Source organism: Pseudonocardia alaniniphila (assembly GCF_022524485.1).
GTDB lineage: Bacteria > Actinomycetota > Actinomycetes > Mycobacteriales > Pseudonocardiaceae > Pseudonocardia > Pseudonocardia alaniniphila.
This window is the reverse complement of sequence record NZ_JAKXMK010000010.1, coordinates 74,885-100,541: the sequence shown is the minus strand read 5'-3', so window position 1 is coordinate 100,541 and position 25,657 is coordinate 74,885. Positions and strand designations below refer to the sequence as shown.

Here is a 25,657-nt window from a genome sequence, read left to right as displayed (position 1 = left end):
CTGCTTCGGCCAGCGCGGCAGCGAGCCGCTCCTGCCGAGGGAGCAACCGGCGGGCGAGCACGAGCAGCACGGGCGCCCGGGGCGGCGCGCGGAGCAGATGCTCCAGCAACTCGACGGACGCCCGATCCGCCCACTGGAGGTCGTCGAGCGCGAGCACCACGGGTCGTCCTGTGGCGAGCCGCTCCAGCAGCGACCCGACGAACGCATGCGGACGCGGGAGCGCGGGCAGGCCGGGCGCGGGCAGGTGGGCGCCCAGCGCCTCGGCGAGCGGGACGTACGGGGCTCTTCTGCTCGCACTCGGCGCCGCGACCGACGAGCACCAGGCCGCCGTCGGCGCGCGCCCGCTCGGTGAGGACGTCGAGCAGGGCGCTCTTGCCGATCCCCGGCTCGCCGACCAGCTCCACGACGACGCCACCACGCGCCGCCCTGCTCCGCGCGTGGTCGAGCCGGGCCAGCTCCAGCGCCCGCCCAGCGAGCTCCCCTTCCGACCTCGGCATGCGTCACCCCTGGCCAGGAACCCCCCGCTCGTGGGGCGACGGTACCCAAATACCGCGAGGTCGCGGGGTCTCCCCGATACCGCTCACCCTGCTGGGCCACACAGCATCGAGCCCGCCGCCCCCTCCCGAAAGGGCTGCCATGGACCCGGCGATCACGTTCTACCAGACCCTCAGCAGCATGAGCCTCACGCTGCTGGCGATCTGGTTCGCAGTCATGCAGTTCGCTCACGGCGGGTGGCGCACCGATCCGGAACGGCACGCCACCACCCTGCACGTGACCCTGAAGTTCTTCCTGCCCGGCGTGATGGGCCTCGCCTCGCTGCTGGCATCGGCGAACGACGGCGGGCTGATCTGGCGGATCACGTTCGTGCTGGGTGGATTGATCGGTCTGGTCGAGTCGGTGCGCTACCTCCAGCACGGCGGCGGCCCGGCTGGGCGGATCACCGTCCGGAAGCTCTCGGTGGTCGACCCGCTGCTCTACGCCCTCGTGGTGGCCGCCGCGTTCGTCCCGCCGGGCGCCACCCGGCTCACGCCGCTGCAGATCGAGGGCATCGTCACCGGCCTGCTGTTCGTCTCCGGTCTCTGTGGAGTCTGGCTCGCGGTCTCCCAGCGCGCCCCGGAGCAGGAGGGCGCGGACCCGACGAAGTCGACGTAGTGGGTGCCCGTCAGGGCTTGGTCGCGTACAGACGCAGGTTGCGGATGTCGTACGTGAACAGCTCCTCGACGACGAAGAACGGGGCGACGGCCGCGCGCAGCGAATCGGCGTCAAACATGGTGTGGTGGGCGTTCCAGATCCACAGCGGGACTCCGCGTCCGTCCACACCCTTGTGGGCCTCGCGCTCGGAGTGGCCGCCGAGCATCCAGTAGTTCGCCTCCGCGGTGTCGATCGCGCCCTCGACCCACTGAGTGGCGATGAACCGCGCGTCCGGGACGCCGATGTCGATCGTCGCGCCGGGGCGCAGGATGCGAGCCCACTCCCGCAGCGTCTCGGGGATGAGCTCGTAGCTCTGGTGCTCGAGCACGTGGTTGGCGCGCAGCGCGTCGAGCGAGCCCGACGCGAACGGCAGGCGGTCGATCGCGCAGCGGACCTCGATGTCCGGGAGCGCGAGCAGGTCGACGTGCAGGTCGTAATCGGGGTGCGGCTTCTCCCCTGCGCCGATCTCCAGCCTCATGTGGTGGGCAGCGTGATCTTCTTGACGACCTTGGCCGGCCGCCCTGCCACCACCGTGTAGGGCTCGACGTCCTCACGCACCAGCGACCCGCCGGCAACGACGGCGTGCTCGCCGATGGTGACCGGGCCGAGCACGAGGACGTCGCTGGCGAGCCAGACCCCCTCACCGATCACCACGTCGCGGCCGGACTTGGGGAAGGCCAACTGCCTGGCGCGGCCGAACTGCTCGATGTCGTGGGTGCCGGTGAGGACCGCGACGTCGTGGCCGAAGAAGGCGTACTCGCCGATCGTGATCGTGCCTCCGGACATGTTGAACAGCGCGTTGTTGACCACGGCGGTGTCCGGGATGTGCAACCGCGAGCGGTCGCCGTGCCAGCGGTAGGAGTACAGGGCGTCCAGCTTCAGTTCCTGGACCTGTCGGGCCACCTGTTCCGCAACCAGTGCATCCAGCGGACCGCGCAGGGCGCGGGCGATCAGGCGGTCAAGCAGTCGCATGCGATTTGCCCTCCGGCATCCTCGTCGGTGTCGGAATGGTGGCACACGGGCGCACCGGACAGCAGCAGCTCGAGTCTCGTGGAGAGCGCGTCGAGCCCGAAGTGCTTGCTTGCGACGGCCTCGTTGTGATCGAGCAGCGACAGGTCGGGGTCGGCCAACCAGGCGCGCAGCGGCTCGGGGTCGGCCGCTCGGAACCAGCGGAACCCGAACGCGGCGAGCTCGTCGGCCACCGGGAAGTCGCCCACCGCGAGCGGCTTTCGGTGCAACGCCGACTCGATCAGCGGTAGCCCGAAGCCCTCCCACGACGACGGGAGCACCACGGCGTCGCACGCCGCGTAGGCCGCCGCCATGTCGGCACCCGGCGGGAGCCCGCGCCGCACGGGGATCCGGGCCCTCCGCAAGAGCCGGGCGAGCTCGTCCGCGAACCCGTCCTCGGCCGGGCCGGTGAGCCAGAAGGTGCCACCCAGCGACTCGGCGAGCGCCAGCCCGACGTCGACGTTCTTGCGGGCGATCGCGCGGGTCGGCTGCAGCACCAGCGGGCCGGCACCGACCTCGAGCCGGGCCCGCACGGCATCGCGCGCCTCGGGTCGCGGCACCTCGTCGAACCCGTGGTAGACGGTGGTGGCCGAGATGCTGCGCCGGTCGGCCAGGGAGAGGCGAGCCATGTCGTTGACCGTGACGTGACGCCACGACGGGTCGTCCGGCGGCCACGTCGTCACCGAGGCGAACCGTTCGCGCTCCCACGGCAGGTCGTGGTGACGCAGGATCGCCTGGCGGCCCCGCAGGTACTCGGCCACCGCCTCGCCCGCGGCCTGGTTCACCGGCAGCGAGCACACGTTGTCGGCCACGACCACGTCGGCGTCCTGCAACGCCTGGTCCAGCGACCGCAGCGACGGCGGTTTCGCGGCGTCGAGCGCGAGACCGGGCACGAGCACGTCGGGGCACCCGTCCCCGGCGACCAGCCGCACCCGCATCCCGATACGCCGGAAACCCGCAGCCCACTGGCTCGCCGTGACCGACACGCCGTCGGCCATCCCGAGGCGGTAGGAGACGATTGCCACCCGCTTCCCGACGAGGTTCGACATTCGCGCATCGTCCCTGGGTTGCATCACCACCGCATGACCTGCTGGTTGCACGGAGACTGCACGGAGACGTTCGAGTGTCGCGGAAACGGGGTTTTTTGCCCGGATCCGGTGTCCAGGCGCAGTGTCCATGCGGGACACCCGGGCGATCGCAAGGCGGAGGAGGCGCCGATACCGCTGTTGTATCGGCGCCGACGACAACGCCGCGAGGCGCCGCCTGGGCTGTGCTGTCGTCGGAGGCGGGTAAGACGACCTCGTTTCCTCGGCACTAGGATCTCGGAAGCCTGCCCATGAGGTAGAACTCGGGGTTCGGTCGAAGGGCCGTGAGATGGGCCAGCCGGTTGGACATCGCGAACAACGCCGTGATCGCCCCGACGTCCCAGATCTCGTCCTCGGAGAGGCCCGCCATCCGGGCGTCGTCGAGCTCGGCGTCGGTGAGCGATGCGGAGTCGGTGGCGATCAGCAGCGCCAGGTCCACGATGGCGCGTTCCCGCGGGCTCAGCTCCACCCCCCAGGGGTTCGTGGCCACCCGGTCGGCGATCTCCGCGTCCTTCGCACGCACCCGCAGGATGGCGCCGTGCGCGACCACGCAGTAGGTGCAGTGGTTGGCACCCGAGGTGGCCACCACCACCAGCTCCCGCTCCGCCCTGCTCAGGCCCTCGTCGGAGTCCATCAGGGCATCGTGGTAGTCGAGGAACGCGCGAAGCTCGGCCGGTCTGCGGGCGAGCGCCCGGAAGACGTTCGGGACGAAGCCCGACTTCTCGGTGATCACCTCGATGCGTCGGCGCAGGTCGGCGGGCATGTCCTCGAGCTCGACGTGGCCGAACCGGCTCACGGGGTGCGGCGCAGCATCCATAGCTCTCGACGGTAGCCCCCGGAAGCGCCACGATGCGCTCATGCCCGTGTCCGAGGAGATCCGCACCCTCCTGTCCCATTGGTGCGCCGACCGTGTGCCCGAGGCCGAGCGTGAGCAGTGGCAGATCGGCTACACGATCCAGGGCGACGAGATCACGATCCTCGATCGTCGACCACCCGCCTACCCCGAGCTCTCCGCCGCCTGGTCGGCCACGCCGATCGCCCTGCTGCGCCGCAGCGACGAGGAGCCCGGCGGCTGGGTGCTCTATCGGCCGATCGCTGACGGCTGGCAACGCGAGACGGCGGGCGACGACCCGATCGGACTCCTGGAACAGGTGCGCGGCTGAGCACGGGCAGCGCCGTTGCGGCCGACGGTCGGACTCAGGTCGCGGCCCAACTGGCCGGAGCCGTCTTGCGGTTCCCGCCGTTCAGGGGGACGACCCGGCCTCCGCCGCCCTTGCTCTCGCGGCGGATCACCAGTGCTGACGCCCGCCGCAGCACGCTGAGCAGCGAGGGAGTGTCGCTCGGCTGATCGTCCGGTGCGACCACCGCGACCATCCGGGGGGCTATCGCCGTGAGCAGCAACCGCTCGACCCCGAGCTCGGACGCGTCCAGCACCAGCACGACATCGGCGCTGTCGGCCGGCGGGACAGCCGCCAGCAGCGCCTCCACCGGAACGAACGAGGCCACGCCGAGCGCCGCAGGGTCCTTTTGGGCCAGCGCCGTCCAGGCCTCGGCGAGCTCCGGCGCACCGGCGCCCAGCCGCTGGAGCAGCGTCGCCTGGAGGTTCTCGTCGTGCACGTCGCGGCGTGCTCCCGCGAGGGCGTCGAAGGCTGCGGCGTACGCGTTGGCGTCGCGCTTGCGCAATGCGACGACGGCGTGGTCGTACTCGGGTGGCTGGTCGGCACCGCCCCGGGCGGTCAGCTCGCCTGCGATGGAGTCCAGGCGGCGCTCGGCCATGATGGCGCCGCCGTGGTCGGCGTACTCGAGGATCGCGCCGGCGATCTCCTCGGCGCTCTCGACGTCGGGCACCGACAGCGGCGAGTCGGGCGCGAGAAACAGCACGTCGTGGCGCAGGGCCCCGACCGAGCGGGCCGCCGCCGCGACCTTCACCAGCCCCTCGGCCAGCTCGGACAGCTCGCTCTCGTTGCGTGGCGTGGGCAGGCCCAGCTCCATGCACCCGAGGTGGATGCGATGACGCCGTTCCCCGAGTTCGAGGTGCTCGATGACGCGCTGGACGTCGTCGGCGGTCTCCGGGGCACGTGGGCCCACGCGGGCCGGCGCAAGGATGGCCCGCACCTCCCGCTGCACCGAGTTGCGGAAGTAGGAGCGGGCCCGGCCTCCGGACTCGAGGTACTCCCGGTACCGGCGCAGTACATCCAGCGCACCGGGCGGCGGCGTGGCGGAGAAGGACACGGGCGGCAGGTAGCGGGCCCGATCCAGGACCGCGACGGCCTGGGCGGTGTCCTCCAGCATCCGGTCGAACGGCGCGCGGTTCTGGCCGTAGATGAGATGCGACAGCAGCCCCCGCATCCAGGTGTGCTCGGTGCGGGGCGGCAGGGCACCGAGCGAGCGGCTCACGCAGCGGGCCACCGACGTGACGGCGTTGCGCCGCTCGGGGTCGAGGTTCGACAGCAGCGCGGGGACCATGGACGCCCGGTTGCTCACGGAGTTGTTCCAGTCGGCCTGCGCACACAGCGCCGCGACCTCGTGCGGCGCGGGCAGCAGCCCGTCGGCCGGGAGCTCCTGACCGGCCCGGGCGCGTCGCTCCGGGGTGGAGGTGGCCAGCAACCTGCGTAGCTCGCGCAGCTCGGCCGGGGTGAGCGGGGGTAGACCGTCGAGAGCCCGCGCCGCGGCATCCGCAGGCATCGCAGTGCGAACCGCTCCGAGCTCGCCGGCGTCGGTGGCCGTGACGACCACGCGCCTGCCGTCGGCGAGCAGGGCCGCGACGGCACCCGCCACGGCAGCGGGGTCGAACTCCTCGAGCACCACGAGGGTGTTGTCCCGCATCGCCGCGACGATCGACCGCGAATCCTCCGCGGGGTGGCGCTGCGGGGGTGGAAGCTCCCCGACGGACGCCGCGAGTGCCTCGGCGAGCCTGCGCAGCCCGGGCGGGGGCTCGCCCGCCGCGATGGATCGGCGGATCTGCTGCTTGGCCGACGCAGTGGCCGGATCCGACCCCGCTGCGGCCAGGCGATCGACGAAGACGGCGAGGTCGTGATCCTCGCCGTTCTGGTTCGCCGGTCCGACATCCAGCACGTGGTCACCTCCGACTGCCGGCGCCGAGCAGCGACGGTCACCCCTCGTATCGCGAGCGCCGTGAGGGATGTTGCACCTCACGGGGCACGCGGAGCAATCGGTTGGCAACCGAACGGTTCACCCCGGGCGGTGTTCGGTCACCCGGATGAGTGAAATATGTCGGGCGTCCGGTAAGTGGCGCCCTGTCCGCTCCGGCGGCCGAGGAGCGGCCGATTTTCGCGGCCGAACGGTCATGACCCGCCGACGGGCAGCCTCCCGGTGTTCATCGGCCGGCCATTGCAGCCGGTGCCGGCACCAGCTGCGGGAGATCGTCGGAGTCGGCATCGGCGTGGTAGTCGGCGTCGGTGGTGCGGTCCTCGCCTTCGGGGACCTGGGCGGCCCGCAGCACGAGCGTCGCCACGACGGAGACGACGACGTTGACGGCCAGGGCGACGAACCCGACGAAGATCTGCAGCTGCGAGCCTGCGAAGGGGTGCCAGCCGAACACCGGCAGCCGGTCGAGCGGGAGGGCGGAGCCGCCGAAGTGGGCGCTGCCGGTGGCCGGGTTGGGAATGATCCAGAGCAGGTAGAGGGCGTAGGCCATGCCGATGACCCAGCCGGTGATCAGTGCCCAGCGGTGCAGCCAGCGGGTGTAGAGCGCGATCGCGACCGCGGGCAGGGTCTGCAGGATGATCACGCCGCCGATGAGTTGCAGGTCGACGGAGAACTGCGGGTCGATGAGCACGATGCACAGCACGGCACCGACCTTGACCACGAGCGACGCGAGCTTGGCCTGCTTGGCCTCCTGGTGGGGAGTGGCGTCGGGGCGCAGGAATTCCTTGTAGATGTTGCGGGTCCACAGGTTCGCCGCGGCGATGGACATGATCGCGGCGGGCACCAGGGCACCGACGCCGATCGCGGCGAAGGCCACGCCGGCGAACACGGGGCCGAACTGGTCGGCGAACAGCATCGGGATGATGGTGTTGGTGTCGGGGCGGCCGGTGGCGGCGTTGGTAATGGGCTGCACGTGGGCGGCGATCGCGACGAAGCCCAGCAGCATGATCAGGCCCAGCACGAACGAGTAGGCGGGCAGGGCGACCATGTTGCGGCGGATCACGTCGCGGCCGCGGGAGGCCAGCACCCCGGTCATGGCGTGGGGGTAGAGGAACAGGGCCAGCGCGGAGCCGAGCGCGAGGGTGACGTACTGAAGTTGGTTGTTCGCGCCCAGGACGATCCCGTCGGCGGTGCTGGGGGTGGCGGTGAACTTGGCGTCGGCGGCGTCGAAGACGGCCGCCCAGCCGCCCAGCCGCAGCGGCAGGTAGACCACGGCGACCAGCACCACGATGTAGATCAGGATGTCCTTGACGAAGGCGATGAGGGCAGGGGCACGCAGCCCGGACTGGTAGGTGTAGGCGGCCAGGATCAGGAACGCCACCAGCAGCGGCAGGTGCCCGAGCAGCCCGCCTGCGTTGAGGCCCATCGTGCGCAGCACCGCTTCCAGCCCGGCCAGTTGCAGCGCGATGTAGGGCATCGTCGCGACCAGCCCGGTGATGGCCACCAGCAGGGCCAGCAGCGGGCTGGAGTAGCGGCCGCGGACGAAGTCGGCCGGGGTGAGGTAGCCGTTGACCCGCGACACCGACCACATCCGCAGCAGCGGCAGGAACACGAGCGGGTAGGCGATCACCGCGTACGGGAGCGCGAAGAACCCGGCGGCGCCGGCGCCGAACAGCAACGCGGGCACCGCGACGAAGGTGTAGGCGGTGTAGAGGTCACCGCCGATGAGGAACCAGGTGATCCAGGAGCCGAACCGGCGACCGCCCAGCCCCCATTCCTCCAGATGATCCAGCGTCGGCCCGCGCCGCCACCCGGCGGCGACGAACCCCAGCGCCGACACCGCCACGAACAGCACCGCGAACACGATCAGTTCGGGCACCCGGATCACCGGCCGGACCCCGCATCCAGCGCATCAACGTCATTCGCGGCCGGGACGCTCGGTGCACGGCCGCCGCGGGTGCGCACATGCACGATCGCGACCATCGCCACGCTCACCGGCACCCAGGCCAGCTGGATCCAGTAGAAGAACGGCAACCCGAGAAACCGCGGCTCCACCCTGTTGATCCACGGCGTGACCAGGATCAGGAACGGCACCACGAACAAGAGGTTCCAGGCGTTCCAGCGCAAACCGTACAAACCGCCGCTATTGATTTTCGAGTCTCTCGAAATAGGCACACAAACCCCCCGATCGCAGATCCCGCGATCGTATGAGTGCCTGATCCGGCAGGCCGCATGGCGATACTCACAACCCTGCGGCCCGCCGGGGTCCTCACATGCCCAGGCGCAGCTTCAGGGCCTCGAGCTCGTCACGCATCGAGCTGGGGAGCTTGTCCCCGATCACCTCGAACCACTCCTCGATGAGCGGGATCTCGGCCTTCCAGTCCTCGGGGTCGACGGCCAGCGCCGCCTCGATGTCGGCGAGCGGGGCGTCGAGACCCTCGAGGTCGAGCTGGTCGGCGGTGGGCACGTAGCCGATCGCCGTCTCGGTGGCCGCAGCAGTGCCGGTGATGCGCTCGATCGCCCACTTGAGGACGCGGGAGTTCTCCCCGAAGCCCGGCCACAGGAACTGGCCGTCCTCGCCGCGCCGGAACCAGTTGACGTAGAAGATCCGCGGCAGCTTGTCGGCGTCGGCGCCCTTGCCGATGTTCACCCAGTGCTGGAAGTAGTTGCCGACGTTGTAGCCGAGGAACGGCAGCATCGCCATCGGGTCGCGGCGGACCTGGCCGAGACCGCCCTTGGCGGCTGCGGTCTTCTCGCTCGACATCGTGGCGCCCATGAACGTGCCGTGCTGCCAGTCACGCGCCTCCGTGACGAGCGGGACGGTGGTCTTGCGACGGCCACCGAACAGGATGGCCGAGATCGGCACGCCCTTCGGGTCCTGCCACTCCGGTGCAACGACGGGGCACTGCGAGATCGGCGTGGTGTACCGGGAGTTCGGGTGCGCGGCCGGCTTGTCGGAGTCGGGCGTCCAGTCCTCGCCGAGCCACGACGTCAGGTGCTGCGGCTCACCCTCGAGACCCTCCCACCAGACGTCTCCGTCATCGGTGCGGGCGACGTTGGTGAACAGCGAGTTCCCCTTCTCGATGGTGCGCATCGCGTTGGGGTTGGTCTTCCAGTTGGTGCCGGGCGCCACACCGAAGAATCCGAACTCGGGGTTCACCGCGTAGAGGCGGCCGTCCTCGCCGAAACGCATCCATGCGATGTCGTCGCCGACGGTCTCGGCACGCCACCCGGGCACGGTCGGCTGCAGCATCGCGAGGTTCGTCTTTCCGCATGCCGACGGGAAAGCCGCCGCGATGTAGTAGGCCTTCTCCTCGGGGCTGATCAGCTTGAGGATCAGCATGTGCTCGGCCATCCAGCCCTCGTCACGGGCCATGACCGAAGCGATCCGCAGCGCGTAGCACTTCTTGCCCAGCAGCGCGTTACCGCCGTACCCGGAGCCGTAGCTCCAGATCTCACGGGTCTCCGGGAAGTGGGTGATGTACTTGGTCTCGTTACACGGCCACGCAACGTCCTTCTGACCGGGCCCGAGAGGCGCACCCACTGAGTGCAGCGCCGGAACGAACTTGTCGCCCGCCGGGCCGTCGAACAGCGGCAGCACTGCGCTACCCATGCGCGTCATGATGCGCATCGAGACCACGACGTACTCGGAGTCGGTGATCTCCACACCGAGGAACGGCTCATCGGCGTCGAGGGGACCCATGCAGAACGGGATGACGTACATCGTTCGACCGCGCATGCAACCGCGGTAGAGCTCGGTCATCGTGGCCTTCATCTCGGCCGGGTCCATCCAGTTGTTGGTAGGACCGGCGTCGACCTCGCGGGCCGAGCAGATGAAGGTGCGCTCCTCGACACGGGCCACGTCATCCGGGTCGGACGCGGCCCAGTAGGAGTTCGGTTTCTTCTCCTCGTTGAGCTTCACGAACGTCCCGGCCTCGACGAGGCGCGTGGTCATGCGGTCCCACTCCTCGTCCGAGCCGTCGCACCAGACGACGCGGTCCGGGTTGGTGAGTTCGGCGACCTCACGTACCCACGACAGCAGGCGCGCGTTCTCGGTCGGCGCTTCGTCGATCCCTGACACGGTCATCGCTGTCATGTTTTCCTCGCTCCTCGCCGGGACGCCCGGTCCCCGGGAATGCTGCGCGCACCCGATCCGTTGCTCGGCCGGGTGTGCAGGTCAAAGATAGAAAGTGACGGTACCGCCGGTGTCCGGTTTCCCCCACCGCTGGCAGCTGTCGATTGACTCACAGGACCGATCATGTAATCGATTCAGATGACCAGGAAACGCTTTCCAGCGGTAATGGGCTACGTCTGTGTTGCACCCTGGTGACCAGTGAGTTGTCGACAGGGCGTGACTGCTTTCGCCGGTCACCCCGACGATCATCGAGACGACCGCCACATCCCCCAGTTTGCCGTGCTCCGCATCACCTGAACGGCCTCTGGGCACTCCATCTTCGTGGCACGCTTCCGGTGGTCGGGCCTGCGTACTCCGCGTAAGGTTCCGGTCACCGTCCGAGGGGGAGGACCCGATGACCGACACCGGCATGTACATCACCCTGCTCGTAGTGTCGATCGCCCTGACGTTCGGCGTCGGCCGGCTACTGGTGACGGCCGGTGAGCCGTTCCTGCAAGAGGTCTTCCAGGACGAGAAGGTCACCCGCTCGGTCAACCTGCTGCTCTCGGTGCTGTTCCACCTCATCACGCTCGGCGTGCTGGCGATCATCTCCGTCGTGAACATCGTCGGCAACGACGATCCGTTCCAGACGCTGGTTGCGCGGCTCGGCGTGGTGCTGCTGGTGCTCGGCATCGCGTACGGCGTCTCGATGCTGGTCCTCATCCGGGTCCGGGAGCGGCGCCGGGCCGACCAGATCTCCGAGCACGTCCAGGAACGGCTGGCCGAGCGGAGCATGGGCTCCACCCCGGCACAGGGCACCGCTGCGCAGGCCCCGCCTGCGCCCCCCGCAACGCCGAGTCAGTGACACCCGGGCGGCCGGTTCCCTCAGCGCATCCGGTTGCGCAGGCCGAGCAGCACGACCAGCGCCACTGCCACGAGCGTGCCCGCCCCGACCAGCGCCGTGACGTCGATCGCCGTCACGAACGCCGCACGCGCCGACGCCAGCAGCGCGACGCCTTCGGCGCCGGGGAGCCTCGCCGCCGTGGCCACTGCACCACCGAGGGTCTCCCCTGCCGCGTGCGCGTCGGCCGGTGAGGCGCCGAAGGGCACCTGCACGACCGCGCGGTACACGGCCGTGAGCACGCCACCGAGCACGGCGGTGCCGAGCACGGCCCCGATCTCGTAGGCCGTCTCCGACACCGCGGACGCCGAGCCTGCGCGCTCCGGAGGGGCCGCCGAGAGGATCGCGTCATTCGTGATCGTCTCCGAGAGCCCGATCCCGCCTCCGATCAGCACGGACGCCACGACCAGCAGGCCGACGGACGTGGGGCCGCCGAGGAGGGTGCACAGCAGGAACCCGATCGCGGCGAGCCCGAGCCCGGTCGGCACGAGCACGCGCAGCGGGAAGACGCGGCCCAGTCGCGCTGCCAGCAGCCCCGCGATGATCGTCACGAGGAACCCGGGCAGCAGCACCAGCCCGGCGTCGATCGGCGAGAGTCCGCGCACGAGCAGCAGGAACTGAGCGGCGAAGAAGAGCAGGCCGGTCAGGGCGAACATCGTGGTCGCGTTGGCCAGCGCGGACGCCCGCAGCACGGGCGACGCGAACAGCGAGACGTCGAGCAACGGCTCCTCGCCCACCGCCAGCCGCGCGCGGGCCCGCCGCACGAACAGGATCCCCGACCCCACGCCGACCGCGAGGAAGAGCAGCATCGTCGCGCTGAAGCCCTCATCGGTGAGGAGCGTGATCGCCAGCACGGCGGGCACCATGGTCAGCAGCGACAGCAGCACGCCCAGCAGGTCGAGCCGTCCGGGGGCCTGTGCCCTGGACTCGGGCAGCATCAGGCCGGCGAGCCCGAGCAGCAGCAGCATCGGCGGCACGTTCACGAGGAACACCGCGCCCCACCAGAAGTGCTGGAGCAGCACCCCACCCAGGATCGGGCCGAGCGCCGCGCCTGCGGCGAAGCCGGTGGCCCAGATCGCGACGGCCAGCCGCCGCTCCGCCCGGTCGGTGAACAGCTCCCGGAGCAGGGCGAGCGAGGCCGGCATCAGCATGGCGCCGAAGAACCCGAGCAGAGCGCGGGCTCCGACGAGATACATGGCGCCGGGTGCGAACGCAGCCACCACCGAGACACTGCCGAACCCCGCGACGCCGAGCATGAGCATCCGGCGGTGCCCGATCCTGTCGCCGAGCGTGCCCATCGTGACCAGCAGACCCGCGAGCACCAAGGGATAGATGTCGACGAGCCACAGCAGCTGCGGCGCCGACGGGGTCAGCGCAGCGCTGATCGCAGGCAGGGCGAAGCCCAGCACCGTGTTGTCGAGGGACACCAGCAGGGTGGGCAGGAGCAGGACGGCCAGGCCGACCCACGCGCGCTGACCTGCACGGGCCGGGGCGAGTGGAAGGCGGGCGGGGGCAAGAACAGTCACGTGGTCCTCTGGGGAAGGGCCCGTCAGTGGGGCGCGATGATCGGGGGGCTACGCGTTAATATACCGTCTAGACGGTACAGTTCCGCTGGTTGTTCCCTTGACGTGGGCGACGTGGCCAAGACCACCCCGCCTCTACACTCGGTCGATGGCGAGGGCCCGCGACCGCGTGCTGGACGCGTACGAGACGTTGCTGATCGAGCACGGCGCCGCAGCCGTCACGCTCGACGCCGTGGCTGCGGCGGCCGCGGTGTCCAAGGGCGGGCTGCTGTACCACTTCGCGTCGAAGGACGCGCTCGCCGCCGGGCTCCTCGACCGGCTGCGCGAGCGCAGCGCGGCCGACGCGCAGGCCATCCGCACCGCCCCTGACGGTGCGGTGGCGTACTACGTGCGCACGTCCGCACCCGGAGGCGGCGTGCAGGGCGGCATGACGCGCACCTACCTCGCCGTCCTGAGGCTCGCCGACAACACCGTCTCCGGCCATGCCGCCCGCGACACGTTGGCCGCGGTGGACGCCGACGCCTACGCAGCCCTGCGCGACGAGCTCGACGACCCGTTGCTCGCATGGCTGGCCCAGCTGGTGGGAGACGGGCTCTACCTGCGCACGCTCACCGGCACCCCGTTACCGCCCGGGCTGGGTGTGGAGGATCTGCTGGAGCGGTTGCGCCGCTGCCTCGCCGCCGGCAACGGCTGACCAGGACGACCGCCCGGATCGGTCCGGTGATCAGGCCGGCGCGAGGTCAGTGACCACCGGGAGCAGCCACCGCCACTCCAGGCACTCCTGCACCGCGCGGGCGAACAGCCACCGCTGCACACGTTCGGCGTCGAGGCCTGCGAGCCCGGCCATCCGGCGCGCCAGACCGCGCGGATCGGCCACGAGCCGCTCGCGGCAGTTCAGCATGTGTTGGAGCACGTCGTAGGCGGGATCGCCGACGTGCGGCTTCGGGTCCACCACCAGCCAGGGCTCCCGGCGGGCAGCCAGGATGTTCCCCGCATGCAGGTCCGTGACCAGCAACCTCTGTGTTCCCGCCGCGCGGGGCAGCTCCCGGAACAGCGCCGTTCCGGCGCGGGCCAGGCCCGGGTCCAGCGCATCCGGCTCCGCGGCCAGTGACGTCTCGAACTCGTCGGCCCAGTCGTCGCACATCTGCACGAGCGAGCGGAACGGATGCCCTGCGGGCGGCTCGCTCCAGAGCCCACGGAGCAACCCCGCAACGATCTCGTCCTGCTCCGGCCCGGACCGCGCGAACTCCAGCGCGCCGCCGGGCCGGCAGCGCTCCAGCAGCAGCGCGATCGTGGTCGAGTCGACGTGTACGTCGTGCAGGTGCACGGCGCCGCGCCCGGCCCACACACGTAGTCCGGCGGCCTCGTGCTCGCCCTCGGCGTGGCGCCAGGCGACCTTGATGACGAGATCGCGTCCGGCCCGGTCCCGCGCCGGAGCCACCCACGAGTTGACACCGCCGGGCTGAAAGGGCGGGCCGAGCGTCAACGACCAGCGATCCGCCAGGCCCTGCACGGTGGCGGGAAGCCGGGCGAGCCAGCCGCTGCGCTCCGCGGTGCCATCGCTTCGCACCGCGTCGACGAGCCTGACCGGCAGCGAGAACGAGGCCACGAGGCCTCATCCTGCCGGTGCGTCACCGTGATGCGGGAACCGCAGCGCGCGCGATCTCGGGCAACGGGACCGGCAGCCGGTGCACGGCCACGTTCCAGAACCGTGAATCGGGCTCGCCGGCCCGCCAGGCGTCGGCGAGCCGGGTGGCCGCCTCGGCGTCCATCCGCCGCCGCGGCCGTGGGCGCATCCGGCACCGCCTGCGCACCTCGGCGTCCAGTGCCCGCCACGCGTCGTCGGCCGTGGTGTGCACACTCACTGTCGGAGGGCCTCCAGCATCCCCGACGAGCAGCGTGTACACGCTCACCACCTCGAAAGACATCCGACGGCCCCCCTTGCAGCAATGACAAAGCGACGACCTCGGCGCACCTCTAAGTCAACGGCATCCAGCCCCCGCAGGTTCGAAGGGCCACCCCGTGGAGCGCCCCCCGGTCGCCCGTCGGGGTCCGGTGGCACCCTCACCGGCCCAGCGAGACAGAGGACATGTTGAACTCGGGAACCCGCACCGGCGGCATCGCCGCACGGGTGAACCAGTCCTTCCACTCCCGGGGCAGCGTGCGCTCTGTGGCCCCGACCTCGGACGTGCGGCGCAGCACGTCGAGCGGCGAGTAGTTGAACCGGAAGTTGTGGTCCACCTCGCCCACCACCTCGCCGTCCTCCACCAGGTAGACGCCGTCGCGGGTGAGTCCGGTGAGCAGCAGTGTGGTGGGGTCGACCTCGCGGATGTACCAGAGGCAGGTGAGCAGCAGGCCCCGCCCGGTGCGCCCGACCATGTCCGTGATCGACGCCTCCGAGCCGCCGTGGAGCAGCAGGTTGCCCCCGGCCGGAGTGAACGTCGTGCCGAACTCGGCGGCCTCGGCGCGCGAGTAGGCCAGTTCGCGGATCGCACCTCGTTCGACCCAGTCCACGCGCCTGGTGGGCGCGCCGTTGTCGAAGACGCTGATCCCCTCACCGGAGCGGGAGGCCGTGAGGAACGGCTCGTACTCCAGCCCCGGCGCCGCCGGGTCGCTGAACAAGGTGAGCGGCAAGTCGGTCAACCGCTCGCCGACCCGCGGTCCGTTCGGACCGGAGAGGGCGCTGCGGCCCTCCTGCGCGGGGCGCCCCTCCATCGACCACGCGAGGTAGATCATCAGGTCGGAGACCGCCGACGGCGGCAGCAGCGTCTCGTACCGGCCTGCGGGCAGAGTGACGCGCCGCTTCCCCCACTCCAGCCGGCGGGCCGCCGCCGCGGCGAGATCCACCACGTCGACGTCGGTGAAGTCAGCTGTGGAAGCACCGGTCCAGGCCGACCCTGCGAGGTCCGGCGTCTTCGCGTTGAGCTCGACCGAACCGGTGGGCTGCACCCAGCGCCGCCGCACTCCGGTGGAGGTTCCGAGCCAGATCGTGGTGAGCTCGTGGCTGGCGAAGCCGTACTGGCGCAGCGGCCCCGCAAGGACCTCCGACAGGCCCTCGACGAACGACCCGAACACTCCGATCGACGTCTCGGTGGCGGGCTCGTCCCAGGCGAGATCATGGCCGTCCGGCTCGACGAGTGGCATGGCGTCGCGTGCCGGTCCGGCATCGCGGGCAGCGGCCTCCGCCCCGCGCACCAGCTCCTCGAGCTGCGCGGCATCGGTGACGGCGGCGCTGGAGCTGACGACACCGGCAGCCGTGCCGCCCTCGACCGTGACGAACGCGATCACCGTGACCTGGCCCGACGTGGTGTGCCCGTTGGTGGTCATCGTGGAGTTGGCCCAGCGCAGCACCGCCTCGCTCGTCTCCTGCACCAGCACGGCGCAGCCGGGTAGGTGTGCGCCCGCGGCCAGCGCCCGCTCCACGACCTCCTGTGGCGCGAGCACCGATGTCGCGGCGCCGCTCGGCCTCGTCGGGATCACTGGCCCTCCTCCTGGGTGTTGAGCACGGTGACGCCGCGGAACCGTGCCGACGGGCAGCCGTGGCTGACCGCCGCGATCTGACCGGGCTGGGCCTTGCCGCAGTTCATCGCGCCGTGCAGCAGCCATGTGGAAGGGCCGCCAACCGCGTCGAGCGAACCCCAGAAGTCGGTGGTGGTGGCCTGGTAGGCGACGTCGCGCAGCTGGCCCGCGAGCTTCCCGCCCTCGATCCGGTAGAAGCGCTGGCCGGTGAACTGGAAGTTGTACCGCTGCATGTCGATCGACCAGGACTTGTCGCCGACGACGTAGATGCCGCGGTCGACGCCGGCGATCAGCTCGTCGGTGGTGGTGTCGCGGGCGGGATCGGGGCGCAGCGACACGTTGGCCATGCGCTGGATCGGCACGTGGTGCGGGGAGTCGGCGAAGGCACAGCCATTCGATCGGGCGAGCCCCAGCCGGGGCGCGAACGTCCGGTCGAGCTGGTAGCCGACGAGGACGCCGTCGCGCACGAGATCCCACTCGCCGGTGGCGACCCCGTCGTCGTCGAAGCCGATCGTGGCCAGGCCGTTCGGCACGGTGCGGTCGCCCGTGACGTGCATGTGCTCGGAGCCGTAGCGGAGGCTTCCGAGCTGGTCGGGAGTGGCGAAGCTGGTGCCGGCGTAGGCGGCCTCGTAGCCGATCGCCCTGTCGTACTCCGTGGCGTGCCCGACGGACTCGTGGATCGTGAGCCACAGGTTCGTCGGGTCGATCACGAGGTCGTAGGCGCCTGCCTGCACCGACGGCGCCTTGGTCTTCTCCGCGAGCAGCTCGGGGATCCGGCCGATCTCGCCGTCCCAGTCCCAGCCGTCGCCGGTGAGGTACTCCCAGCCCCGGCCGGCCGGGGGCGCGAGGGCGCTCATCGTCTCGAAGCCACCCGCCGCGCGGTCCACGGCGGTGGCCGTGACCGACGGCCCGATCCGGACGCGTTGCTGGATGGTCGTGGTGCCCGCGGTGTCGGCGTAGAACTTGTTCTCCCGCACCTGTGCGACCGCGGCCTGCACGTGGTCGACGCCGTCGGAGGCGAGCAACCGCTGCGACCACTCGGTGAGCAGCTCCACCTTCTCCCGCGTGGGCACGGTGAACGGGTCGACGGCGTAGTCCGACACCCAGACGGCGTCGGGGTAGGCCGGCTCGTCGGCGCGCTCGACCCGCTCGATCGCCACCGGCGCGAGCGTGCGTGCCACGGCCACCGCGCGTTCGGCTGTGGCGGCGGCCCGCTCCGGCGTGAGCTCGACGTGCGACGCGAAGCCCCACACCCCGTCGACGATGACGCGCACCGCGAGCCCCACGGTGGTGCTGTCGACGACGCCGGTGACCGTGCCGTCGCGCAGGTCGATCGACTGCGACACGATCCGCTCGACCCGCAGGTCGGTGTGCTGCGCACCCAGCTCACGTCCCCTGCTCAGCGCGGCGTCGGCCAGAGCGGCCAGCGGCAGGGCCCGGAAATCCGGGTCGATGCGATCAACGGGCATGTCGGCAACCTACTTGTCCCCCGGTGAAGCCCGCCGTATCGACCTCACGGTTCGTACCCCGCCTCGGCGCCGTTGCGCAGACCGTCGGTGACGGCGGAGGCCGCGCCCGCCGCCGGGCTCGGTGCCTGCTCCCGCACCACGGCGCCCGGTCCGATCCGGAGGATCTGGTCGGCGAAGCCGTCGCCATCGAGATCGGTGAGCAGGACGAGATCGACACCGTCGCTGGTGGCCACCGTGTCGGCACGGCTGTCGCCGTCGGTGTCGATCCCGGAGGAGACGTCGAAGCCCCCGGTGGAGAGAGCAGGGCCGCCGACGGCGTCGACAGGGTCGTCGTCGGGCACGAGGGCGGGATGACGGGGCCGGGGCATCGGGTTCTCAGCCACGGGAGCCCTCCCCGGCGGGCGCGGGAGCCAGCAGGGCCAGCTCGGCGTCGACCGCTGCGCGGCGACGGAGCACCGCGGCGTCGAGAACAGGTACGACGGCACGCTCGAGCTCGACGAGCCGCCGTCCGAGGTCGGCGTCGACCGCGAGGGCCGCCGAGGCGAGCGACTGATCGATGTGACGGCGCAACCGGGCACGTTCTGCGGCCGCGCGCCGGGCCCGGGCCGTGGCCACCACGGCTGCCACTCCCGCGGCGATCGCGAGCGCGGCGAGCGCCGGCCCGGCCAGGACGGGCAACCCGAGCAGCGGCAACACGGCCAGGGGGAACAGGGCGAGCCGCCAGACCGCCGCCCCGGCGGCCGCACCTGCGAGCAGCGACCGAGGAGGGGCCGCCATCGAGGCCACCGTCGGCACGACCGGGAGCAGCGGTGCCGGCAGCCGGGGCCACTGCAGATCCACCGTGAGATCGCGCTCTGCCGCGATCCGGCGCAGCGCGGGACGCAGAGCGTTCGCCCACCCGCCGTGGACTTCCATCGCGAGCGTGTGGACGGCCGTGGCGAGGAGCGCGGGGAGCCGTTGCCTCGCCGTGCGGTCGGCGGCCTCGACGTGATCGGCCGCCTCGCGTGCGAGGCAGGCGAACGCCTCTCCGGACCGGGTGGATGCGGCGATCCGGCTCAACGCGAGGCAACTGCGGAGCTCGGCGCGGTGGTCACCGGTGAGCAGGTTCCGCTCAGCGCGCAGCTCGGCGCGGCGGGCGCGGACGGCATCGACGTACCGATCGGGCATTTCGCCAGGGTCGCAGCGCCTCCCTTGCGGCGGGCCGGAACGGGCCCAGCGGTGTGCGATCGCGAACGGGCGGACGTCAGCGTGGGTCCGCCGGGACGTCCCCGACCGGCTGATCGTCTTCTTGCTCCGGTCGCCGGTCGGCCCCGGCCTCCGCCACGAGCCTGGCGTAGCGGGTGCCCGCCGCCAGCAGCACGAGACCCGCGCCGAGGAACGCAGCCACCCTCGCCAGCCCGTCGAGCGCCACGAGGTCGAACAGCACCAGCTTCGCGACCGCCGCGACGACCAGCACGAGCCCGGTGATCCGCAGCGCCGACCGGCTGATCCCGCGGGCCAGCAGCACGAGTGCGGCGACCGTCCAGGACACCGTGACGACGGCGTGGCCGGCGGTGAACCCGGTCCGGTCGTAGGACACCAGCAGCGCGACGGTGACCACCAGCGACGTCGCGCCGTACAGGCCGACGATCCCGATCGGCACCCACATCGGCGCCGACTCCCGATCAGGCCGGATCAGGCCGACCCTTCCGCCCGCCACGAGCAGCGCCACCGCGAGCACCAGCACGAGGGCCGAGACCCCGGCGCCGACGAGGAGAGAGCTCGTGCCCGCCTCGTCGTACGGGGATGCCGGGAACCGCACGAGCGCTACGAGGGGAGCGTCCTGTGCAAGCGCCATCAGCGCCCCGACCGTCCCGTAGGCCATCGCGATGATCAATGGCGTCCGCGTGCGCAGCACGGTGGCCACCACGGCCGCCACCACGGCCTGGCCGAGCAGCGCCGTGGTGGCAGCGGCCCCCTCCATCGCCACCAGCGTCGCCTGGAAGAGAGCGACGGTCGCCGCGGTGACCGCCACCGTCCGCAAGAGCCGGTCCAGTCCGGGCACCGCGGCGAACCCGGCGAGCGCCAGCGCGGCCACGGCCGCGACCGCGGCGCCGCCCCAGTCGCCGAGAGCGACTCCCGTGGCGAGCACGGGAACAGGCGTGGCTGCGACCAGACCGGCAACCGGCTCGCGCGGGAGCCGCTGCGCGGCGGGAACCGCGGTGCCGAGGCCGACGGCCAGGCAGGCGAGTACGACCGCGATCGTGGCGGCGTCCTCCCCGTTCACGGCGACGAGGGCGCCCACCCCCGATCCGAAGAGCACCGGCCCGGCAGCCGCAACGATCATGAGCACGGGCCACTGCCTGCGCACCACGATCGGCAGCGCGGTCAGTTGCAGGGCCAGCACGAGTGCCACCAGAAGCCAGTCCGTGACGATCACCGGCGCCAGCAGGGCTGCCCCCACCACCACCCCGCCGGCGAGCAGCTGTGACCGCCACCGGTCGGCAAGGCCGAGTCCTGCGGCGGCCACCATCAGCTCGACCAGCAGCGCCGGCACATCCGGGAGGTAGCCGTAGAGCGCCGTCGCCGCGGCGACCACGAGGTAGAGCGTCGCGAAGCCCGTCGCCGCCAGCGCGAGGGAACCCGTTCGGGCGCTCTCCCGGCGGTGCAGCCGCAGCGCGATGGCGACCAGCGCCACGCCGAGCACCGCGCCTGCGCTCACCCGCGCGGCCGGTGAGAACCAGCCGCGGGACGCGGCCAGCACGAGCAGCATGACGATCCCGAGCAGGGTGACGCCGCTGCCGACCCAGGCGAGCAACCGCGCCCCGGAGATCGGTGACCGCAACCGGGGCGGCGCGACCGGCTGGGGGAAAGAGGCGGGAGATGCCGTCTGACCAGCCTCGCAGAGCGACGGAACGACGCTGCTGTCGGGCGAATCCGATCTCGCAGGAGTGACAGGATCGACATTCGACGCAACCTGCTCCACCGAACGCACGTCTCCTGATCGTGACGATTGTGGCGCCTCCACGGCCGGCGCCGCTCCGGAACCGACCGGAGCGGCAGCAGCGCGCAGCTGCAGCAGCTCCGCGCCGATCCCGTCGATCCTGCGTCCCAACCAGGCAAGTTCCCTCGACAGAGCGATGTAGGGATCCCTGGTTTCGGTGCTCATGCCGAGAAAGGATGGGGGTCCACCGTGAGTAACGGGGTCCGTATCACTACCTGGTTCCGGTCACAAGTTCATCACGTTCCCCCATCCGGGGGGTTCGTGTCCGATCACCCGCAACCCACTCGGCCCGGTCTCGTTAACCGGATCGAGCGGACTTGTCTGGAGGTTGTGTGAGCGCCGTTTCACCTGCCCGCCCAGCCGTCCCCGCTGGGGCGGCGCCGCATACGCCACTCCACGAGACGGCTCGTCGGCCGCGAGCGCTGCGCCGACCCCGGCCTCGTCCTCAACCCAACCGCTCGCGGTTCCCGTCCGTCTCCGTGGTGGTGCCGACGCGCAACGAGGCACGCAACCTGGAGATCATCCTGCCGGTGATCGCCGCGGTCCGCCCTGCGGTCCACGAGATCATCGTCGTCGACGGCAACTCCACCGACGGCTCCATCGAGGCCGCCAAGCGCGTGCTGCCCTCGGTCCGCACGATCACGCAGACCCGCAAGGGCAAGGGCAACGCGATGGCCTGCGGGTTCAAGGCGGCCACCGGCGACATCATCGTGATGTTCGACGCCGACGGCTCCGCCGATCCCGCCGAGATCCCCGCCTTCGTCTCGGCCCTGGTCGCGGGCGCCGACTTCGCCAAGGGCAGCCGGTTCACCTCCGGCGGCGGCAGCGACGACATCACCCTGCTGCGCAAGACCGGGAACGCCGGGCTCAACGGGGTGGCGAACGCGCTGTTCGGCACGACGTACACGGACCTCTGCTACGGCTACAACGCCTTCTGGGCCGACCTGCTGCCGGTCCTCGAGCTCCCCCCGGTGGACGCTCCGCCGCCGCCGGACGGAATGCTGTGGGGCGACGGTTTCGAGATCGAGACGGTGCTCAACTGCCGGATCGCCGCAGCCGGGCTGAAGATCACCGAGGTGCCGTCGATCGAGCGGCAGCGGATGTTCGGCGAGACCAACCTCCGCACGTGGGCCGATGGCACCCGGGTGTTGCGTACGCTGCTGGCCGAGCACCGGCGTGCCGACCGACGCAAGTTCGACCGCCGCTAGACACGAGCGGTCACCATTCGTGAAGGAGACCGCCCCGTGAGTACGACCGCCGTCACGGCATCCGTCGTGATCTGCGTCTACACCGAGAAGCGCTGGGACGACATCGTCGCCGCTGTCGAGTCGGTCGCTGCGCAGGAGGTCAGCGCAGAGATCAGCGCGGTCGAGACAATGGTGATCGTCGACCACAACGCTGCGCTCCTGTCGCGGGCTCAGGAGGCCTTCGCCCCTCGCGGGGTACGGGTCCTGCCGAACGCGCACAAGCAGGGCCTGTCCGGCGCCCGCAACACGGCGATCGCCGAGGCCACCGGCAGCGTGATCGTCTTCCTCGACGATGACGCCGCAGCCAGGCCGGGGTGGCTCGCCGCGCTGCTGGCGCCCTACAGCGACCCCACGGTCGTCGCGGTGGGCGGGGTCGCGCACCCACGCTGGCCGGCTGGGCGAGCCTTCGTCCGCACTGCACGTCCGACCGTCCTTCCCGGTGCCGAGCCGTGGAACGGCGACGCGACCGGCGAGCTCGACTGGATCGTCGGCTGCACCTACACCGGCCAGCCCACCGAGCAGGCCGAGGTGCGCAACCTGATGGGCTGCAACATGTCGTTCCGCCGGGAGGTGTTCGAGCGCGTCGGGGGATTCGCGGAGGACATCGGGCGGATCGGCAAGAACCCGCTCGGCTGCGAGGAGACCGAGCTCTGCATCCGTGCCCGGCAGGCCTACCAGCGGGCAGGCGAGAAGATCCGGATCGTCTTCGAGCCGCGCGCGATCGTCGACCACCGGGTGAGCGAGGACCGCGTCGAGTGGGCCTACCTGCGCAGGCGCAGCTGGGCCGAGGGCCTGTCCAAGGCGGCCGTCTCCAAGCTCGTGGGCAGCGACGACGCTCTCTCCACCGAGCGCAGCTACGTCGCCAAGGTGCTGCCAGGGGCCGTGTTGCGGGAGCTACGGCAGCGGAACATCACGTCGGCCGCGGCCGTCGTCGCCGCGCTCGCCTGGACCGGCGCCGGCTACATGCGCGGCAAGCTGCCCGGCGCCACCGACGGAGTGCGGCTGCCCGCCGCGCAGGGCGACGGAGCGGTTGCGCCCGCCACCCACCCGAACGCGGGTGGCTGAGGTCGGGACCGCCGGGGTGCAGCACCCGCCGATCCACAGCTTCGTCCACCACCGCAGCCGCCTCACCGAAGGTCAGCAGCACGCCTGGGAGCGGTGGTGGCACATCCGCGGCCGGGACGTCGCGGATCTGCTGAGCGGGACCGAGCCGTTCGATCCGCCTGCCTGGTTCGGCCGGACCGCCCCGCTGGTGCTGGAGATCGGGTCCGGAATGGGGGAGTCGACGGCGGCGCTCGCCGCGGCCGCTCCGGACGTCGACCACATCGCGGTCGAGGTGTTCGAGCCCGGCCTCGCCCAGCTGCTGATGCGGCTCGCCGAGGCCGATCTGACGAACGTCGCTCTGCTGCGCGGGGACGCCGTTGCGCTGCTGCGCCAGTGCGTGCCGCCTGCCTCGCTGATCGCGATCCGGGTCTTCTTCCCGGATCCGTGGCCCAAGCGCAGGCACCGCAAGCGGCGGCTCGTGCAACCGGACTTCGCCGCTCTGGCGGCATCGCGGCTCGAGCCGGGCGGCACGCTGCACATGGCCACCGACTGGGACGACTACGCCGTCCAGATGCGCCAGGTCTGCGACGCCGAGCCCCTCCTCGAGAACACCGCGGCCGGGGAGCCCGACGGATGGACACCGCGACCGGAATGGCGACCCGTCACGAAATTCGAGCAACGCGCCGTTCACGAAGGTCGCGCCGTTCACGACCTCGTGTACCGTCGCGTCTCCACCGAGCCACCCTCTGGCCACAGAGCGTGACCAGGTAGGAAGGACGCACCCCGCTCCCCAGGGGTGTCGGGCGAGTGAAAGGCCAGACGCCGAGTGTCATCGCTCGTTGCAACGAACGCTGCTGTTCCTGCTCCCCGCGAGCCCCAGAGCTCCCGCGCCAACCCCGGACCGGCGAGGCGTTCCGTGGACCTCGCGGAGGCGCAGGAGTTCCTCGACCAGTTCTATGCCGAGACCTCGCCCACCACCAGATTCGATCACCGGCTGTGGCAGATCCGCCACGAGATCGAGACGACCGGCAGCTACACCCACACCGTCGAGGAGTTGACGTTCGGCGCACGCGTGGCCTGGCGCAACTCGGCGCGCTGCATCGGCCGCCTGTACTGGAACAGCCTGCGCGTTCGTGACCGGCGGGACGTCACCAAACCGGCCGACGTCGCCGCGCAGTGCGTCGAGCACCTGCACGAGGCCACCCGTGGCGGCCGGATCCGTTCCACGATCACCGTCTTCGCCCCCGACCGGCCGGACCAGCCCGGACCGCGCATCCACAACGACCAGCTCGTGCGCTACGCCGGCCACCGCCTACCCAGCGGGGAGGTCCGCGGCGACGGTCGGTACGCCGACTTCACCGACCGCGCGGTCGCTCTGGGATGGGAGCGTCCGGAGCCACCCGGGCGATTCGACGTGCTGCCGCTGGTCATCTCGGACGGCGACGCCGAGCCGGAGATCTTCGACCTCCCGGCCGACGCCGTGCTCGAGGTGCCGCTCAGCCACCCCGACCACGAGTGGCTGGCCGACCTGCGGCTGCGCTGGCACGCGGTGCCCGCGATCAGCAACATGCCGCTCGACATCGGCGGCGTGACCTACCCGGCCGCTCCGTTCAACGGCTGGTACCTCGGCACCGAGATCGGCGCCCGCAACCTCGTCGACGCCGACCGCTACAACCTGCTGCCCGTCATCGCGGAACGCCTCGGCCTGGACACCAGCTCCGAACGCACCCTGTGGCGCGACCGCGCGCTGGTCGAGATGGTGCGGGCGGTGCAGCATTCCTTCGACGTGGCCGGGGTGACGATGGCCGACCACCACTCCGAGTCGCGACGCTTCCTCACCCACCTGGCCCGCGAGGAGAGCGCCGGGCGACGTTGCCCTGCCGACTGGAGCTGGATCGTGCCGCCCGTCTCGGGCGGGCTCACCCCCGTCTACCACCGCTACTACGACGAGCCCGACCCCGCCACTCGCCCGGCCTTCCTCCAGCCCTGAAACCCGCGCGGCTCAGCTCGGCGGGGGCAGACCCGGCACCTGACGGGTGCGTCCACGGAACTCCGCCACCGCCTGGTCGCCATTACGTACGGTGACGTCGTAGAGGCCGGACCGGCCGGTGCGCGCCCGTTCCATCGCCTCGGCCACGAGCTCAGCGCCGAGGGACACCGGGCGCAGGAACGCGATATCGGCACCCGAGGCGACGGCCGAGACGCCATAGCTGTTCGACGCGTAGGCGAGGGCTGCGTCGGCGAGCAGGAAGAGGTATCCGCCGTGGCAGATGCCGTGGCCGTTCACGTGGCGAGCCTGCACCGTCATGCCGACCACGGCCCGGCCTGGCCCCACGTCGAGCAGGCTGATTCCGGCCTCACGCCCGGCCGCGTCGGCCCGAAACATCGCCTCGGCGGCGCGGGCAGCGACGGCCTCGGATGTGTTGTCTGTCACCGTGACGAACCGCCGGTGAGCGGAGCCGCGA

At 71.3% G+C, this 25,657-nt stretch carries 25 protein-coding genes and 1 pseudogene; 8 read left to right on the top strand and 18 right to left on the bottom strand.

Annotation, left to right across the window (positions count from 1 at the left end):
* Positions 1-118: 118 nt before the first annotated feature.
* Positions 119-497 (bottom strand): annotated as a pseudogene (locus MMF94_RS43745) (ATP-binding protein); the annotation flags it as partial.
* A gap of 139 nt (positions 498-636) precedes the next feature.
* On the opposite strand from MMF94_RS43745, the gene MMF94_RS12920 reads away from it, so the two are divergent.
* Positions 637-1,152 (top strand): hypothetical protein, encoded by a 516-nt coding sequence (locus MMF94_RS12920; RefSeq protein ID WP_241036612.1) that lies wholly within the window; start codon positions 637-639, stop codon positions 1,150-1,152.
* A gap of 10 nt (positions 1,153-1,162) precedes the next feature.
* Here the strand turns inward: MMF94_RS12920 and MMF94_RS12915 are convergent, their stop codons facing one another.
* The 4 genes from MMF94_RS12915 to MMF94_RS12900 form a co-directional block, all read right to left on the bottom strand.
* Positions 1,163-1,669: a class I SAM-dependent methyltransferase gene (locus MMF94_RS12915; protein WP_241036611.1), complete on the bottom strand. Its 507-nt coding sequence runs from the start codon at positions 1,667-1,669 to the stop codon at positions 1,163-1,165.
* Positions 1,666-2,163, bottom strand: a complete 498-nt coding sequence (locus MMF94_RS12910) for an acyltransferase (RefSeq protein ID WP_241036610.1) — start codon at positions 2,161-2,163, stop codon at positions 1,666-1,668. Before MMF94_RS12910 ends, MMF94_RS12915 begins: the two co-directional genes overlap by 4 nt.
* Positions 2,142-3,248 carry a glycosyltransferase gene (locus MMF94_RS12905; protein WP_241036609.1) on the bottom strand — a complete coding sequence of 369 codons (1,107 nt, stop codon included), beginning with the start codon at positions 3,246-3,248 and terminating at the stop codon, positions 2,142-2,144. Before MMF94_RS12905 ends, MMF94_RS12910 begins: the two co-directional genes overlap by 22 nt.
* A gap of 265 nt (positions 3,249-3,513) precedes the next feature.
* Positions 3,514-4,101, bottom strand: coding sequence for a peroxidase-related enzyme (locus MMF94_RS12900; protein WP_241036608.1), 588 nt, complete (start codon positions 4,099-4,101; stop codon positions 3,514-3,516).
* Between the two features lie 40 nt (positions 4,102-4,141).
* Between MMF94_RS12900 and MMF94_RS12895 the strand changes: the two genes are divergently transcribed.
* On the top strand, positions 4,142-4,447 hold the full coding sequence (locus MMF94_RS12895; protein ID WP_241036607.1) for a DUF3024 domain-containing protein: 306 nt from the start codon (positions 4,142-4,144) through the stop codon (positions 4,445-4,447).
* 34 nt (positions 4,448-4,481) lie between these two features.
* Here the strand turns inward: MMF94_RS12895 and MMF94_RS12890 are convergent, their stop codons facing one another.
* From MMF94_RS12890 to MMF94_RS12875, 4 genes are all read right to left on the bottom strand, one after another.
* A complete protein-coding gene (locus MMF94_RS12890) occupies positions 4,482-6,359 on the bottom strand; it encodes a hypothetical protein (RefSeq protein WP_241036606.1) in 1,878 nt (625 codons plus the stop codon).
* Positions 6,360-6,621: 262 nt separating this feature from the next.
* Complete coding sequence (mctP, locus tag MMF94_RS12885) at positions 6,622-8,277, bottom strand: monocarboxylate uptake permease MctP (protein ID WP_241036779.1); 1,656 nt, start codon at positions 8,275-8,277, stop codon at positions 6,622-6,624.
* Positions 8,277-8,519 (bottom strand): DUF3311 domain-containing protein, encoded by a 243-nt coding sequence (locus MMF94_RS12880; RefSeq protein WP_241036605.1) that lies wholly within the window; start codon positions 8,517-8,519, stop codon positions 8,277-8,279. Before MMF94_RS12880 ends, mctP begins: the two co-directional genes overlap by 1 nt.
* Before the next feature lie 142 nt (positions 8,520-8,661).
* On the bottom strand, positions 8,662-10,488 hold the full coding sequence (locus tag MMF94_RS12875; protein WP_241036604.1) for a phosphoenolpyruvate carboxykinase (GTP): 1,827 nt from the start codon (positions 10,486-10,488) through the stop codon (positions 8,662-8,664).
* A 433-nt stretch (positions 10,489-10,921) separates the two neighbouring features.
* On the opposite strand from MMF94_RS12875, the gene MMF94_RS12870 reads away from it, so the two are divergent.
* The gene (locus MMF94_RS12870; protein ID WP_241036603.1) at positions 10,922-11,371 is read left to right on the top strand and encodes a hypothetical protein; all 450 of its coding nucleotides are present in this window, start codon (positions 10,922-10,924) and stop codon (positions 11,369-11,371) included.
* Between the two features lie 20 nt (positions 11,372-11,391).
* Here the strand turns inward: MMF94_RS12870 and MMF94_RS12865 are convergent, their stop codons facing one another.
* The gene (locus MMF94_RS12865; protein WP_241036602.1) at positions 11,392-12,933 is read right to left on the bottom strand and encodes an MFS transporter; all 1,542 of its coding nucleotides are present in this window, start codon (positions 12,931-12,933) and stop codon (positions 11,392-11,394) included.
* 145 nt (positions 12,934-13,078) lie between these two features.
* Between MMF94_RS12865 and MMF94_RS43340 the strand changes: the two genes are divergently transcribed.
* A complete protein-coding gene (locus tag MMF94_RS43340; protein ID WP_277398716.1) occupies positions 13,079-13,624 on the top strand; it encodes a TetR family transcriptional regulator in 546 nt (181 codons plus the stop codon).
* Between the two features lie 30 nt (positions 13,625-13,654).
* On the opposite strand, the gene MMF94_RS12850 is transcribed toward MMF94_RS43340, so the two are convergent.
* The 7 genes from MMF94_RS12850 to MMF94_RS12820 form a co-directional block, all read right to left on the bottom strand.
* Entirely contained in the window at positions 13,655-14,539 is an 885-nt protein-coding gene (locus tag MMF94_RS12850) for an aminoglycoside phosphotransferase family protein (protein WP_241036601.1), read from the bottom strand.
* 22 nt (positions 14,540-14,561) lie between these two features.
* Positions 14,562-14,795: a hypothetical protein gene (locus MMF94_RS12845; protein WP_241036600.1), complete on the bottom strand. Its 234-nt coding sequence runs from the start codon at positions 14,793-14,795 to the stop codon at positions 14,562-14,564.
* Positions 14,796-14,994: 199 nt separating this feature from the next.
* Positions 14,995-16,410: a metallopeptidase TldD-related protein gene (locus tag MMF94_RS12840; protein WP_241036599.1), complete on the bottom strand. Its 1,416-nt coding sequence runs from the start codon at positions 16,408-16,410 to the stop codon at positions 14,995-14,997.
* The gene (locus MMF94_RS12835) at positions 16,407-17,918 is read right to left on the bottom strand and encodes a TldD/PmbA family protein (RefSeq protein WP_241036598.1); all 1,512 of its coding nucleotides are present in this window, start codon (positions 17,916-17,918) and stop codon (positions 16,407-16,409) included. The genes MMF94_RS12840 and MMF94_RS12835 overlap by 4 nt, the downstream gene beginning before the upstream one ends.
* A 44-nt stretch (positions 17,919-17,962) precedes the next feature.
* Positions 17,963-18,301 carry a hypothetical protein gene (locus MMF94_RS12830; protein ID WP_241036597.1) on the bottom strand — a complete coding sequence of 113 codons (339 nt, stop codon included), beginning with the start codon at positions 18,299-18,301 and terminating at the stop codon, positions 17,963-17,965.
* Positions 18,294-19,085 carry a hypothetical protein gene (locus tag MMF94_RS12825; protein ID WP_241036596.1) on the bottom strand — a complete coding sequence of 264 codons (792 nt, stop codon included), beginning with the start codon at positions 19,083-19,085 and terminating at the stop codon, positions 18,294-18,296. Before MMF94_RS12825 ends, MMF94_RS12830 begins: the two co-directional genes overlap by 8 nt.
* Positions 19,086-19,161: 76 nt before the next feature.
* Complete coding sequence (locus tag MMF94_RS12820; RefSeq protein ID WP_241036595.1) at positions 19,162-21,066, bottom strand: DUF2339 domain-containing protein; 1,905 nt, start codon at positions 21,064-21,066, stop codon at positions 19,162-19,164.
* Positions 21,067-21,380: 314 nt separating this feature from the next.
* On the opposite strand from MMF94_RS12820, the gene MMF94_RS12815 reads away from it, so the two are divergent.
* The 4 genes from MMF94_RS12815 to MMF94_RS12800 all read left to right on the top strand — a co-directional run bounded on the left by MMF94_RS12815 (position 21,381) and on the right by MMF94_RS12800 (position 25,182).
* Positions 21,381-22,109 carry a glycosyltransferase family 2 protein gene (locus tag MMF94_RS12815; protein ID WP_241036594.1) on the top strand — a complete coding sequence of 243 codons (729 nt, stop codon included), beginning with the start codon at positions 21,381-21,383 and terminating at the stop codon, positions 22,107-22,109.
* Between the two features lie 36 nt (positions 22,110-22,145).
* Positions 22,146-23,213: a glycosyltransferase family 2 protein gene (locus MMF94_RS12810; RefSeq protein WP_241036593.1), complete on the top strand. Its 1,068-nt coding sequence runs from the start codon at positions 22,146-22,148 to the stop codon at positions 23,211-23,213.
* Positions 23,206-23,955 (top strand): tRNA (guanosine(46)-N7)-methyltransferase TrmB, encoded by a 750-nt coding sequence (trmB, locus tag MMF94_RS12805; protein WP_379660332.1) that lies wholly within the window; start codon positions 23,206-23,208, stop codon positions 23,953-23,955. The genes MMF94_RS12810 and trmB overlap by 8 nt, the downstream gene beginning before the upstream one ends.
* 63 nt (positions 23,956-24,018) lie before the next feature.
* Positions 24,019-25,182, top strand: a complete 1,164-nt coding sequence (locus tag MMF94_RS12800) for a nitric oxide synthase oxygenase (protein WP_379660333.1) — start codon at positions 24,019-24,021, stop codon at positions 25,180-25,182.
* 12 nt (positions 25,183-25,194) lie between these two features.
* On the opposite strand, the gene paaI is transcribed toward MMF94_RS12800, so the two are convergent.
* Positions 25,195-25,578 carry a hydroxyphenylacetyl-CoA thioesterase PaaI gene (gene paaI / locus MMF94_RS12795; RefSeq protein ID WP_241036776.1) on the bottom strand — a complete coding sequence of 128 codons (384 nt, stop codon included), beginning with the start codon at positions 25,576-25,578 and terminating at the stop codon, positions 25,195-25,197.
* Between the last annotated feature and the right edge of the window lie 79 nt (positions 25,579-25,657).